This window comes from Leclercia sp. CFBP8987, assembly GCF_034044995.2.
GTDB lineage: Bacteria > Pseudomonadota > Gammaproteobacteria > Enterobacterales > Enterobacteriaceae > Enterobacter > Enterobacter tamurae.
In genome coordinates, this window is record NZ_CM188255.1 from 3,477,601 (window position 1) to 3,491,613 (window position 14,013).

The window sequence follows — 14,013 nt, forward strand, 5'->3', positions numbered from 1 at the left end:
CCGGGTGGCGCTAGCGCTCACCCGGCCTACAGAAGAACAGTACTTTTACAGCGCCAGCAGACGCTCAACAGAGGGGGCGAAGTAGTAACCGCCGGTCACCGGCCTGGTGAAGCGCAGCATGGCGTCACGCTTGCCGTCGGTATCGCCAAACATGCTCAGCAGCTGCTGTTCGATGTTGTACAGACGCGCGCAGTAGGCGCAGAAGTAGAGGCCGTGCGTCCCGCTGGCGGTGCCGTACGGCAGGCTCTGGCGGACAATTTTCAGTCCTTTGCCATTCTCTTTCAGATCCACACGGCTCAGGTGGGAGGTCGCCGGGCGATCGTCGCCGTCGATCTCTTCATTGGCCTCTTTGGTACGGCCAATCATCATCTCCTGGTCCGGCACGCTCATGCGGTTAAGCTGCTTGAGGTTGTGCTCCCAGCGCTGGACGAACACGTAGCTGCCGCCCGCGTCCACGCCCTCTTTGATTACCGCCACTTCACGACGCGTCTCATCCCCTGCCGGGTTCTCAGTGCCGTCTACGAAGCCGCTCAGATCGCGATCTTCCACCCAACGGAAACCGTGGGTCTCTTCTTTAACCTCAACGCAGTCGCCAAACGCGGCGATCGCGGCCTGGGCAATGGAGAAGTTCAGGTCGTGACGCAGGGAGAGAATATGGATCAACACGTCGTACTGGGTGGCCGGAGCCAGACCTTTGCCGTAAGGGACAAAGTCTTTCAGCTCTTCAGCCCCTTCCCCACCGCTCAGCTGACGCCAGACGTTGTGGCCGAACGCCACTACCGCGCCGCAGTGGGCATCCGGAAATTTGGCCTGGAAGGTGGCCAGTTTATCAACGAAAATTTTGCTGGCCGCACGCAGGGCATCGATATCCCCTTTAACACTGGCTTCGATCCAAATCGCCGCGCGGCAATGTTCTGGCAAAATGCCACTCTGAACCTGAGACATCGCTCCTCCTGAAAAAAAGATGCCACGACGTCGTGGCATAGATGGCGGCGATTATACCCGCTTTTTCAGCGAGGCGGCTTGTCCAGGCGCAATTTACTGCTGCCAGATAATTTTGCTGATTTTCCAGTTCTTCAGCGTGTCATCAGCAGGCATTAATCCGTCCGGGCCGTTCCAGGTTCCGCTGAACTGATAGCTGATATGCTGGCTGCCGTCGGCCTTACACTCCACCGCCACGCTGTCATCGCCAGGCACGCTTACGCAGTTGCCGTAGGCTTTCTGATACAGGTCGCTGAACGGGGTACCGATTTTCACCCCAGTGTCGGTTTCGATTTCGCTGTCCAGCACCTCAATGCGCCCGACAGTGGATTTATCACCGTTAATCACCAGCGCCAGCTGGTCATCTTTCAGCGCTTCGAAGTAGTGCACGATGGTGCCGTTTTGCGTTCTCATGCCGCTGCGCAGACGGTAATCACCGCCTAACGCCGATTCGATAGCGCTCTGTTCCAGCGCCGTGGCGGCAGTGATATTGCCCACGCCCTGTTCGGTCACTTCGGTAGATGAGCCGAACCAGTTCCAGGGATAAGCCGCAGACCAGTTCACGGCGGAGAGCGTTGAACAGCCCGTCAGGACAACGGGGAGCGCGCATAACAGTAAACGCAACGATTTCATCGGGAGTTCCTTTCTGGTTAATCTAACGCTTGTTGGAGTGCAGCATCGCTAAAAAGTGCCGTTTAATCTTTCTCGGGCGTAAAACAGGCGCGTAAACGGGGATGGGTCACCAGCCACAGCAGCGCCACGATATCGGCCACCAGCAGGGCAATGCCGATGCCGCTTAGCGCTTCCCCCTTCAGCCACAGCAGGGGTTGCCAGCCCAGCAGCACCACCTGGGCGAGGATTAACAGCCAGCGCAGCGCGCGCCAGATACGCGGCATCAGATGACGCCGCCCGCTGAGTAAAAAGGCCAGCACCGCCGGGATCCCCGGCAGCAGTCCGAGCCAGAAGTTATCATGATCGGGATAAAACAGGTTCAGCAGCGTGTTGCCCTGATCGCGGGAGGCACCGGCCAGCACGAACAACACCCAGGTGCGCGCCTGGAGGAGCAGCACGCACCAGAACAGAAACGGCAGGCGAACCCGGCCGTGGCTGTCATAGTCGCCAGGGTGAAAATCAATACTCTTCATCTTCTATCAGGCGTTTTCCCAGGGTCAGCACGTCGGCATGTTCATAGTTGAGGCGCTCGTACATGCCCAGCACCATGTCATTATCTTCACGCACCATAATCTGAATTTTGGGGCAGCCGCGGGCAATCAGTTTCTTCTCCAGACGATTGAGCAGCGCGTTGGCAATGCCACGCCCGCGAAACTCCGGGTGAACGCCCAGGTAGTAGGCCGAGCCGCGATGCCCGTCGTAGCCGCCCATCACCGTGCCCACCACTTCACCATTCACTTCCGCGACCAGAAACAGACTGACGTCATGATTGAGCTTACGCTCAATGTCCATCTCCGGATCGTTCCAGGGCCGCAGTAGATCGCAGCGCTCCCAAAGGGTGATCACCTCTTCGAAGTCTGCCTGGCGAAAAACGCGTATCTCCATGGTATTAACCGCCTTTTTGGGTTCAAAAACAGTGATTATGACGCGAACGCCCTCTTTCGCCAATATCCAGCGAAAAAGGTCAGGAAATTTGGCATAATGGCACTTTGTCACGTATTGAAATGAAAAGTAAAACAATTCACCACACGGACTGTCGTAACGGAAAAGACGATACGATATAACACCAGGACACTCATTTTTTACACTTCAGGCCGCATGAGCACATTCAAACCCTTAAAAACACTCACATCGCGTCGTCAGGTTCTTAAAGCGGGGCTGGCGGCATTGACGTTAACGGGCATCGCCAGGCAGGCTCAGGCAAAAGACGAGAGCACGCTTAAAACCAGCAACGGCCACAGTAAACCCAAAGCCAAAAAAAGCGGCGGAAAACGCGTGGTGGTACTGGATCCGGGTCACGGCGGCATCGATACCGGCGCCATTGGCCGTAACGGCTCTAAAGAAAAACATGTTGTACTGGCGATTGCAAAAAACGTCCGGTCAATTTTACGCAGCAACGGCATTGACGCCCGCCTGACCCGCTCCGGCGACACCTTTATTCCGTTGTACGACCGCGTGGAGATCGCCCACAAGCACGGCGCGGATCTGTTTATGTCGATTCACGCGGACGGCTTTACTAACCCATCGGCGGCGGGTGCTTCGGTATTTGCCCTTTCCAATCGTGGCGCCAGTAGTGCCATGGCAAAATACCTCTCCGACCGTGAAAACCGTGCGGATGAAGTGGCCGGAAAGAAAACCACCGACAAAGATCATCTGCTCCAGCAGGTGCTGTTTGACCTGGTGCAAACCGACACCATCAAGAACAGCCTCACCCTCGGCTCGCATATTCTGAAGAAGATTAAGCCGGTGCACCGTCTGCACAGCAAAGGCACCGAGCAGGCGGCGTTTGTGGTGCTGAAATCCCCGTCGATTCCCTCCGTGCTGGTGGAGACCTCCTTCATCACCAACCCGGAAGAAGAGCGACTGCTGGGCACCACGGCGTTTCGCCAGAAGATCGCCAACGCCATCGCCTCCGGGATCATCAGTTACTTCAACTGGTTCGATAACCAGAAAGCGCACTCCAGGAAACGTTAATGAAACCCAATGCACAGCTGGTCAAAACCTTCCTGCTCCAGTTGCAGGATGAAATTTGCCAGAAACTGAGCGCCGTCGATGGCGGTGAATTTCAGCAGGATGAGTGGCAGCGCGAAGCTGGCGGCGGCGGGCGCAGCCGCGTGCTGCGTAACGGCGGCGTGTTCGAGCAGGCCGGGGTCAACTTCTCCCACGTGCACGGCGATGCCATGCCCGCCTCGGCCACCGCGCACCGCCCGGAGCTGGCGGGCCGCAGCTTTGAAGCGATGGGCGTCTCACTGGTGGTGCATCCGCATAACCCCTTCGTGCCCACCAGCCATGCCAACGTGCGCTTTTTTATCGCCGAAAAACCGGGTGCCGATCCGGTGTGGTGGTTTGGCGGCGGCTTCGACTTAACCCCCTTCTACGGCTTTGAGGAAGACGCTGTCCACTGGCATCAGACCGCGCACGACCTGTGCCAGCCCTTTGGTGAAGATATCTACCCGAAATACAAAAAGTGGTGCGACGACTATTTTTACCTGAAGCACCGTGACGAGCAGCGCGGAATTGGCGGCCTGTTCTTTGACGATCTGAATACCCCGGATTTTGATACCGCCTTCAGCTTTATGCAGGCGGTGGGTAACGGCTATACCGACGCCTACCTGCCAATTGTCGAGCGGCGGAAAAACCACGATTACGGCGTGCGCGAGCGCGAGTTCCAGCTCTATCGTCGAGGGCGTTACGTGGAGTTCAATCTGGTGTGGGACCGCGGCACGCTGTTCGGCCTGCAGACCGGCGGACGCACGGAGTCGATTCTGATGTCGATGCCGCCGCTGGTGCGCTGGGAGTACAACTTTGATCCAAAAGAAGGCAGCCACGAGGCTGCCCTAAGTGAGTTTATTCAGGTTCGGGACTGGATTTAACCCCTCACCCTAACCCTCTCCCCAAAGGGGAGAGGGAACCGCACGGAGCCGTCTTTTCACCCTCGCCCCTCTGGGGAGAGGGCCGGGGTGAGGGGAAGCCCCCTTACAGCGGCTGGGTCTGCGCCTCTACCACCGCCAGCGCCACCATATTCACAATCCGACGCACCGAGGCAATCGGGGTTAACACGTGCACCGGTTTCGCCACGCCCATCAGTACCGGCCCGACGGTCACCCCTTCCGAACTGGAGACGCGCAGCAGGTTATAGCTGATACGCGCCGCTTCGACGTTCGGCATAATCAGCACGTTGGCTGAGCCTTTCAGCGGGCTGTCCGGCATCCGCTCGTTACGGATGCTCTCCACCAGCGCGGCATCGCCGTGCATCTCCCCGTCAATCATCAGCTCCGGCGCGCGCTCGCGCACCAGATCCAGGGTCTGACGCATCTTACAGGCCGCCGCCGATTTGGAGGAGCCAAAGTTGGAGTGCGACAGCAGGGCTACTTTCGGCTCGATACCGAAGCGACGCACCGTTTCCGCCGCCATTACCGTGATCTCCGCCAGCTGCTCCGGGGTCGGATCGTCGTTGACGTAGGTATCGGCAATAAAGGTGTTACCGCTTGGCAGCAGCAGGGCGTTCATCGCCCCGGCAGTATGAACCCCTTCGCGATAGCCGAAGATCTCCTGCACCACGCTGAAGTGCTCGTGATAGTCGCCAATGGTGCCGCAGATCAGCGCGTCGGCTTCGCCGCGATGAACCATGATCGCCCCGATCACCGTGGTGTTGCTGATCACCGCCCGCTGGGCCTGCTCCTGGGTGATCCCCCGGCGCTTCATGATGGCGTAATACTCGCTCCAGTACTCCTTGAAGCGCGGATCGGATTCGTTGTTGACGATCTCAAAGTCCACGCCCGGCTTGATCTGCAGCCCCAGCTTCTGGATACGCATCTCGATCACGCTCGGACGGCCAATCAGGATCGGCTTCGCCAGACCTAAAGTGATCAGCTCCTGGGTAGCGTGCAGGACGCGCGCCTCCTCCCCTTCCGCCATCACCACGCGTTTTGCGTCGGTGCGCGCCTGGGAGAAGATGGGCTTCATAAACAGATTGGTTTTGTAGACGAACTCGGTCAGCTTATCGACGTAAGCATCGAAATCCTGAATCGGGCGTGTCGCCACGCCGGAGTCCATCGCCGCTTTAGCGACAGCCGGGGCGATTTTAACAATCAGACGCGGATCGAACGGTTTCGGAATGATGTAGTCCGGGCCAAAGCTCAGATCCTGATCGCCATAGGCCGAGGCCACCACTTCGCTCTGCTCGGCGTGGGCCAGCTCGGCAATGGCGTGCACCGCCGCCAGCTTCATCTCTTCGTTAATGGCAGTGGCGCCGACGTCCAGCGCCCCGCGGAAGATGAACGGGAAGCAGAGGACGTTGTTGACCTGGTTCGGGTAATCGGAACGGCCGGTACAGATGATGGCATCCGGGCGGACCGCTTTCGCCAGCGGCGGCAGGATCTCCGGCTCCGGGTTTGCCAGGGCGAGGATCAGCGGCGCGCGCGCCATCTTCATCACCATCTCTTCGTTCAGCACTTTCGGGCCCGAGCAGCCGAGGAAGATATCCGCCCCGTCCATCACCTCCGCCAGGCTACGCTTGCCGTCGTCGTCCACGGCGTAGGCGGCTTTGGTTTCGGCCATATTGGCCTCGCGGCCTTTGTAAATAACGCCTTTTGAGTCGCAGACCACGATGTTGTGCTTCTGCATCCCCAGCGCCACCAGCAGGTTCATACAGGCAATGGCTGCCGCGCCCGCGCCGGAGACCACCATGCGCACGTCAGAGAGGTTTTTCTCCACCACCCGCAGGCCGTTGAGGATAGCGGCGGTGCTGATGATCGCTGTCCCGTGCTGATCGTCGTGGAACACCGGAATGTTCATCCGCTCGCGCAGCTTCTGCTCGATGTAGAAACATTCCGGGGCTTTGATATCTTCGAGGTTGATGCCGCCAAAGGTCGGCTCCAGCGCTGCCACCACGTTGATGAATTTGTCCGGATCGAGTTCATCCACTTCAATATCAAACACGTCGATACCGGCGAATTTCTTGAACAGTACGCCCTTGCCTTCCATTACCGGTTTACCGGCCAGCGCCCCGATATTGCCCAGCCCCAGCACCGCGGTGCCGTTGGAGATCACCGCCACCAGGTTGCCACGGGCGGTGTATTTGTAGGCCGCCAGCGGATCTTTTTCGATTTCGAGACAGGGCGCGGCCACGCCCGGGGAGTAGGCTAATGCCAGGTCGCGCTGGGTCGCGAGGGGTTTGGTTGGGGAGACCTGAATTTTACCGGGAACGGGGAATTCATGAAAATCGAGGGCACTCTGTCTTAACTGCTCGTCCATTGTAAGGTTCCTTTCACGTATCGTTCAAAATGGGTGATGTTGTTATGGTCGGAGTTCACCCTGGGTGGCGGATAGTATCGCTGCTGCCCGCCGTTCAAACTTTGAAGGCTGCCAAACTCTCATCATCAAAAAACAAAAATTGTTATCAATTTATAACAATCATGTTACCTGCCCATCAAAGCAAGACCATGTCCGTCTGCTATGCTTTTTTGTTAAGTACATCGCGAATTTCGCAGAAGTGTGATCTAACACACTCCACCAACTCTTTTATTTCCAAGGAGTAATTATTTATGAACCAACTAGACGGCATCAAACAATTCACCACGGTCGTGGCTGACAGTGGGGATATCGAATCCATCCGCCATTACCAGCCACAGGATGCGACCACCAACCCGTCGCTGCTGCTGAAAGCCGCCGGGCTGTCGCACTTCTCGCACCTGATTGACGATGCGATTGCGTACGGTAAAGGACGCGGCAAAACCAAAGAGCAACAGGTCGCTGAGGCCAGCGATAAGCTGGCGGTCAATATTGGTAGCGAAATTCTGAAAAGCATCCCGGGACGGGTCTCTACTGAAGTGGACGCACGCCTCTCCTTTGACCAGGAGAAAAGCATCGCCAAAGCGCGGCGTCTGGTGCAGCTCTACGAAGAGCAGGACGTCGAGAAATCGCGCATTCTGATCAAACTGGCCTCCACCTGGGAGGGGATCCGCGCCGCCGAGGTGCTGGAGAAAGAGGGGATTAACTGCAACCTGACGCTGCTGTTCTCCTTTGCTCAGGCTCGCGCCTGCGCCGAAGCCGGGGTGTTCCTGGTGTCACCGTTCGTCGGGCGTATTTATGACTGGTATCAGGCACGCCAGCCGATGGACCCCTACGTGGTAGAAGAAGATCCGGGCGTGAAGTCCGTTCGCAATATCTACGATTACTATAAGCAACACCGCTACGAAACCATCGTGATGGGCGCCAGCTTCCGCCGCACCGAGCAGATCCTCGCCCTCACCGGCTGTGACCGCCTGACCATCTCCCCTAACCTGCTGCAGGAATTGCAGGATAAAGAGGAGTCGGTGATCCGCCGCCTGGTACCGTCCTCAACGGTACTGCCAAAACCAAAACCGATGACTGAAGCCGAATTCCGCTGGGAGCATAATCAGGACGCCATGGCGGTCGATAAGCTGTCAGAAGGGATCCGTCTTTTCGCGGTCGACCAACGCAAACTCGAAGATCTGCTCGCCGCCAAACTGTAACCTTGCCATGGAGTGAACTATGTCCCGTAAAGAGTTAGCCAATGCCATTCGCGCCCTCAGCATGGATGCCGTGCAAAAAGCCAATTCCGGTCATCCAGGCGCACCAATGGGCATGGCCGATATCGCTGAAGTATTGTGGAATGATTTCCTGAAGCATAACCCCAACGATCCAACGTGGTACGACCGCGACCGCTTTATTCTCTCTAACGGTCACGCCTCGATGCTGCTTTACAGCCTGCTGCACCTCTCCGGCTATAACCTGCCGCTGGAGGAGCTGAAAAACTTCCGCCAGCTGCACTCGAAAACCCCGGGTCACCCGGAGCTGGGTTATACCCCTGGGGTGGAGACAACCACCGGCCCGCTGGGTCAGGGGCTGGCGAATGCGGTCGGGCTGGCGATTGCTGAGCGCACGCTGGCGGCGCAGTTTAACCAGCCGGGACATGAGATTGTCGACCACAACACTTATGTGTTTATGGGTGATGGCTGTCTGATGGAGGGGATCTCCCACGAGGTCTGCTCCCTGGCGGGCACCCTGGGGCTGGGCAAGCTGATTGGCTTCTACGATCACAACGGCATCTCCATCGACGGCGAGACCGAGGGCTGGTTCACTGACGACACGGCAAAACGCTTTGAAGCCTATCACTGGCACGTGGTGCACGAGATTGACGGCCACGATCCCGAGGCGCTAAAAGCGGCCATTCAGGAAGCGCAAAGCGTGACCGATAAACCGTCGCTGATTATCTGTCGTACGGTCATCGGATTTGGCTCCCCGAACAAAGCCGGCAAAGAGGAGTCACACGGCGCGGCGCTGGGGGAAGAAGAAGTGGCCCTGACCCGTCAGAAGCTGGGCTGGAAATACCCGGCCTTTGAGATCCCTAAAGAGATCTACAAAGCCTGGGATGCCCGTGAGGAGGGCGAAAAAGCGCAGGCGGCCTGGAACGACAAATTTGCCGCCTACCAGAAAGCCCATCCGGAACTGGCGGCCGAGTTCAGTCGTCGCATGAGCGGCGGCCTGCCGGAGAACTGGGAAGAGACCACCCAGGCACTGATCGAGGATCTGCAGGCCAACCCGGCGAAGATCGCCACCCGTAAGGCCTCGCAGAACACCCTCAACGCCATTGGCCCGATCCTGCCGGAGCTGCTGGGCGGCTCAGCGGATCTGGCCCCGAGTAACCTGACCATCTGGTCGGGCTCAACCTCACTCAAAGAAGATCTGGCCGGGAACTACATTCACTACGGGGTGCGCGAGTTCGGTATGACCGCCATTGCCAACGGTATCGCCCATCACGGCGGATTTGTGCCTTACACCGCCACCTTCCTGATGTTTGTCGAGTATGCGCGTAACGCCGCGCGTATGGCGGCGCTGATGAAGGCCCGGCAGATCATGGTCTACACCCACGACTCCATCGGGCTGGGAGAAGATGGTCCGACCCACCAGGCAGTGGAGCAGCTCGCCAGCCTGCGTCTGACGCCAAACTTCAGCACCTGGCGGCCATGCGATCAGGTCGAAGCCGCTGTGGGCTGGAAGCTGGCGGTGGAGCGCCATAATGGCCCGACGGCGCTGATCCTCTCTCGCCAGAACCTGGCGCAGATTGAGCGCACGCCGGAGCAGGTGAAAAATATCGCCCGCGGGGGCTATATCCTGAAAGACAGCGGCGGCAAGCCAGATGTGATTCTGATTGCTACCGGGTCGGAAATGGAGATCACCGTTAAGGCGGCGGAGAAGCTGACCGCTGAAGGTCATGCGGTACGGGTAGTGTCCCTGCCTTCAACGGATATCTTTGATGCCCAGGATGAAGCGTATCGTGAGTCGGTGCTGCCTTCTGACGTGACGGCGCGTGTCGCGGTCGAGGCGGGTATCGCGGACTACTGGTACAAGTATGTCGGGCTGAAAGGGAAGATTGTCGGGATGACCGGGTATGGTGAATCGGCGCCTGCCGACAAGCTGTTCCCGTTCTTCGGCTTCACCGTGGAGAACGTGGTGGAGAAGGCGCAGGCCTTGCTGTAAGTGCTTTGCCCGGCGGCGCTACGCTTGCCGGGCCTACAAACGGCAACCGAATGGTTGCCGTTTTGCTTTTACCTTGTAATCCACAACGTCGGCCAGGAGTCGGGTCCATGCCAGTTATCGCAGCTCGGCTCTTCGGCGTAACGCACCAGACGGAAACGCTGGCCGGTAAAGCGCCAGCGCGTCTGGATCCCGCAGTCAGCAATCCCGCGCCCTAAAGCCAGGGTGGTCAGCTCGCGGCTCTTCTCATCGAAACTGGCATTCATTAACTCCATCTCGCTGCTATCGCTCGACGGCACAAACGGCAGGCGCAGGCGCACCAGATGGGAAGCAAACGGCTTTTTGCGCGACACCAGCCAGGCCAGATCGACGGTGTTATACGCTCCGGCCTCGCAGCTGACGATCAACAGCGCTTTGTCATCGGTTAAGGCGGTGACCCGCACTTCACGACGCGTCGGATCGAGAGAACACTGGCTGCTGTTGATGCGCCAGGTGCCATAGTCGGTAAGATCGCTGCGCTCCTCACGGGTCAAAGGTGTGGGGGTCGGGTTGACCACCGCCACCTCTTTCAGGGCCGGTGCGGGCGGGACGCTCAGCGGCGGCTGCGCGCCTTTGTTGATCCACGCGGTTTCACTCCCGCCACGCTTCTGCTGGGCGTCAATAAACTGCAGCGCCTCTTTCAGTCCATCAAGGGAGATAACCTGCTTGCCATCCGCGAGGGTGATGGCCTTTTTTTGCTGAAGGGTGGCCAGCAAGGCGGTAATGGTGGCGGTATGATCGGTAGTCAGACGCCAGGAGGTAACCTGCCAGTGCGGGGGAGCAAGCTGCAGCGGCTCGCCGTCGAGCTGCAAGCGAGGCGCGATGGCGGGCGCTTTGGGATCGATTGTCGCCAGCCCACCGAGATCGATACGCAGCACCGCATCGGTTTTCGCCCCGGCGCTGCGGCTCAGGGTCATCACCAGCCCGTTATGCTCACCGGTATTGCGCGCAATGCAAAAGTTCTGGTTGTTGCAGGTCACCTGCCAGTCAGTAAACGACTGCTGAGCAGGTGCCGCCTGAACCAGAGATGCGGGCAGCACGCTGAGCATAAAGATAAGAAAAAGGCTGTGACGCATGAATAGCAGGATCCCGGAAGCAAAAACTGACAAACAGACCGTATCTTCCTGCTCAGGCCGGGCTTACTCAATCGGATTTATCGGATAGATTTATATAAAATACATCTTATTAAGGATAATAAGATCAATCCATTAACCCAGAACTGCGCAAATACTGTAAGAGTATCACCGTTTTGCCGTCCCGTATTTCACCCGATTGTACCATCAATAGCGCCTCGCTAAAGGGCAGCTCCAGGACCTCGATCTCTTCGTCTTCGATGCCGCCGCCCTTGCCCGCACGCTGGGCATCGCTGTATTCCGCCACGAAGAAATGGACGATTTCCGTCACCCCACCGGGGGACATGTACAGCTCAAACACCTTACGCGCCTCACCGACAATAAACCCGGTCTCTTCAATCGCCTCTTTGCGAATGCAGACTTCCGGCTCATCGTTATCGAGCAGCCCGGCGCAGGTTTCAATTAAGCGTCCGTCGGGATTGCCATTCACCCAGGTGGCGATACGGAACTGGCGGATCAGCACCACGCTCTGCTTCGCAGGGTTATAGAGCAGGACCGTGGCGCCGTTACCGCGATCGTACACTTCACGTTTGTGGCGCACCACTTCGCCGTTACGCCGCGTCAGATCGTAGGTCAGGTTGCGCAGAATGAAATAGTTATCCGAGAGGCACTTGTCTTTAATCAGTTCAATTTTCAAGGTTATACGGGCTCCGTTGCGCGTCATGGGAGTCATTTTACGCTGTGAAGCCTGCGTTGTCGTTCGTCGGCTTAATGCGCCGCGGGCGCGTGAACCCCAAGCCAGTCGACGATGCCCTGGGCGGCGTGTCGCCCTTCCGCCATCGCGGTGACCACCAGATCGGCACCGCGCACCGCGTCGCCCCCGGCAAAGATCTGCGGGTTGCTGGTCTGATAGCGGTAGCGCGACTCGACGCTGGCGGCGATCCGCCCCCAGTCATCCACCTCGACGCCCTGCGCCTGTAGCCAGGGCATGGCATGCGGGTTGAAGCCAAAGGCCATGATCACCGCATCGGCAGGCATCACAAACTCGCTGCCCTCGATGGGCACCGGGCGACGGCGGCCCTGGGCATCCGGCTCGCCCAGCCGGGTGCGCAGTAGCCGAATACCGTTAACCCGCCCGGTCTCGTCGAGGGTTAGCTCAACCGGTTGAACGTTGAATTCAAAGGCGGCTCCCTCTTCCCGGGCATTTTTGACCTCTTTTTTCGAGCCCGGCATGTTGGCTTCGTCCCGGCGGTAGGCGCAGGTCACGCTGGCAGCCCCGTGGCGCAGCGCGGTGCGTACGCAGTCCATCGCCGTATCGCCCCCGCCGAGCACCACCACGTTCAGCCCGGCGGTATCGACAAAGGGCTCTTCCTCCGACGACGGCAGCCCCATCAGCTGCCGGGTGTTGCCCACCAGGAACGGCAGGGCATCGTAAACGCCGGGCGCATCCTCATGGGGAATGCCCGCTTTCATCGAACGGTAGGTGCCCACCCCGACAAACAGGGCATCGTACTCGCTGAGCAGCTGCGCCAGCAGGATATCTTTGCCCACCTCGCAGTTGAGCTCGAAGCGAATGCCCATTGCCGTGAAAATCTCACGACGGCGGGCCAGCAGGGATTTATCCAGCTTAAAGGCCGGAATGCCGAAGGTGAGCAGGCCGCCGATTTCCGGGTGGCGATCGAAGACCGTGACGCTGACCCCGCGGCGGATTAACGCATCGGCGCACGCCAGCCCGGCGGGCCCGGCCCCGATAATCGCGACCTGCTTATTGACGGGGATAACATGGCTCAGATCGGGCCGCCAGCCTTTGGCCAGCGCCTGGTCGGAGATATAGCGTTCGATATTGCCGATGGTCACCGACCCGGCAACGTCGCGCACCGTGCAGGCGCCTTCGCACAGTTTATCCTGGGGGCAGACCCGGCCGGTTACCTCCGGCAGGCAGTTGGTCTGATGGGATAACGCCACCGCGGCTTCGATATCCCCGGCCTTTACGCACTCAATCCACTGGGGAATGTGGTTGTGCAGCGGGCAGGTCCATTCACACACTGAATGCTCCCCGCAGGTCAGGCAGCGGTCGGCCTCACGCTGGGCCTGCGCCGGGCGGAACGGCAGATAAATTTCGTTGAAATTACCCGCTCGTGCTTCGGGAGTCAGTTTATCCGGCTCGCCGCGGGCGGTCAGGGCAAACATCCGCTCGCGTTTGCTGACCTCACGGGGAGCGAGCGCCGCCCCGGTCTGCCACGGCTGCGCCTCATGACGCGCCGTGCGTACCTGCCGCGTGCGGGCCAACTGGTTCAGGGTAGCGGGCGTAACGCGCGTCAGGGCATCCGCCGGGCAGTTCGCTACGCAGGCCGGGCCCTCCGGGCGATCCAGGCACAGATCGCATTTCTGCGCGGTGGTGGTGACGATCTCCATGGTGCCAAACGGGCAGGCCACCATACAGGCTTTGCAGCCGATACATTGCTTCGCGTCAACCTGCACGCTGTCGCGCATCCGGCTGATGGCCCCGTTCGGGCAGCTCTGGATGCAGGGGGCGTTTTCACAGTGGTGGCAGGTGACGGCGCTGTGTGTGTTGCCCTCTTTCACCACGGTGATACGAGGGGTAAAATGGCGCGCGCTGAGGGCATGCTGTTCATTATGATGCGCCATGACGCACGCCACTTCGCAGGCACGACATCCAATGCATAGCTGGCTGTTGGCCATAATAAAATGATTCATCACGGTTCCCCTGCTGGGCTGAATAACC

At 59.0% G+C, this 14,013-nt stretch carries 12 protein-coding genes; 4 read left to right on the plus strand and 8 right to left on the minus strand.

Annotated elements, in window-relative coordinates:
* Nucleotides 1–45: 45 nt before the first annotated feature.
* From SOM40_RS16770 to SOM40_RS16785, 4 genes are all read right to left on the minus strand, one after another.
* Nucleotides 46–945 carry a Dyp-type peroxidase gene (locus SOM40_RS16770; protein WP_166183274.1) on the minus strand — a complete coding sequence of 300 codons (900 nt, stop codon included), beginning with the start codon at nucleotides 943–945 and terminating at the stop codon, nucleotides 46–48.
* Between the two features lie 93 nt (nucleotides 946–1,038).
* Complete coding sequence (locus SOM40_RS16775) at nucleotides 1,039–1,614, minus strand: RpoE-regulated lipoprotein (RefSeq protein ID WP_312191340.1); 576 nt, start codon at nucleotides 1,612–1,614, stop codon at nucleotides 1,039–1,041.
* A 62-nt stretch (nucleotides 1,615–1,676) separates the two neighbouring features.
* A complete protein-coding gene (locus SOM40_RS16780; RefSeq protein ID WP_106994658.1) occupies nucleotides 1,677–2,126 on the minus strand; it encodes a DUF2919 domain-containing protein in 450 nt (149 codons plus the stop codon).
* Entirely contained in the window at nucleotides 2,113–2,538 is a 426-nt protein-coding gene (locus SOM40_RS16785) for a GNAT family acetyltransferase (protein WP_106994657.1), read from the minus strand. Before SOM40_RS16785 ends, SOM40_RS16780 begins: the two co-directional genes overlap by 14 nt.
* A 213-nt stretch (nucleotides 2,539–2,751) precedes the next feature.
* On the opposite strand from SOM40_RS16785, the gene amiA reads away from it, so the two are divergent.
* Both amiA and hemF read left to right on the plus strand, forming a co-directional pair.
* The gene (gene amiA / locus SOM40_RS16790) at nucleotides 2,752–3,627 is read left to right on the plus strand and encodes an N-acetylmuramoyl-L-alanine amidase AmiA (protein ID WP_106994656.1); all 876 of its coding nucleotides are present in this window, start codon (nucleotides 2,752–2,754) and stop codon (nucleotides 3,625–3,627) included.
* A complete protein-coding gene (hemF, locus tag SOM40_RS16795; RefSeq protein WP_320530382.1) occupies nucleotides 3,627–4,526 on the plus strand; it encodes an oxygen-dependent coproporphyrinogen oxidase in 900 nt (299 codons plus the stop codon). The genes amiA and hemF overlap by 1 nt, the downstream gene beginning before the upstream one ends.
* A 103-nt stretch (nucleotides 4,527–4,629) precedes the next feature.
* Here the strand turns inward: hemF and maeB are convergent, their stop codons facing one another.
* On the minus strand, nucleotides 4,630–6,909 hold the full coding sequence (gene maeB / locus SOM40_RS16800) for an NADP-dependent oxaloacetate-decarboxylating malate dehydrogenase (RefSeq protein WP_320530383.1): 2,280 nt from the start codon (nucleotides 6,907–6,909) through the stop codon (nucleotides 4,630–4,632).
* Nucleotides 6,910–7,199: 290 nt separating this feature from the next.
* Here maeB and tal point away from each other — a divergent pair, with 290 nt between their 5' ends.
* Nucleotides 7,200–8,150, plus strand: a complete 951-nt coding sequence (gene tal, locus SOM40_RS16805; RefSeq protein ID WP_106994652.1) for a transaldolase — start codon at nucleotides 7,200–7,202, stop codon at nucleotides 8,148–8,150.
* A 19-nt stretch (nucleotides 8,151–8,169) separates the two neighbouring features.
* Nucleotides 8,170–10,158, plus strand: a complete 1,989-nt coding sequence (gene tkt, locus SOM40_RS16810; RefSeq protein WP_320530384.1) for a transketolase — start codon at nucleotides 8,170–8,172, stop codon at nucleotides 10,156–10,158.
* 68 nt (nucleotides 10,159–10,226) lie between these two features.
* Here the strand turns inward: tkt and SOM40_RS16815 are convergent, their stop codons facing one another.
* The 3 genes from SOM40_RS16815 to aegA all read right to left on the minus strand — a co-directional run bounded on the left by SOM40_RS16815 (nucleotide 10,227) and on the right by aegA (nucleotide 13,985).
* The gene (locus tag SOM40_RS16815) at nucleotides 10,227–11,270 is read right to left on the minus strand and encodes a DUF1176 domain-containing protein (protein ID WP_320530385.1); all 1,044 of its coding nucleotides are present in this window, start codon (nucleotides 11,268–11,270) and stop codon (nucleotides 10,227–10,229) included.
* A gap of 124 nt (nucleotides 11,271–11,394) precedes the next feature.
* Entirely contained in the window at nucleotides 11,395–11,970 is a 576-nt protein-coding gene (gene nudK, locus SOM40_RS16820) for a GDP-mannose pyrophosphatase NudK (RefSeq protein WP_106994734.1), read from the minus strand.
* 65 nt (nucleotides 11,971–12,035) lie between these two features.
* A complete protein-coding gene (gene aegA, locus SOM40_RS16825; RefSeq protein WP_320530386.1) occupies nucleotides 12,036–13,985 on the minus strand; it encodes a formate-dependent uric acid utilization protein AegA in 1,950 nt (649 codons plus the stop codon).
* Nucleotides 13,986–14,013 lie beyond the last annotated feature (28 nt).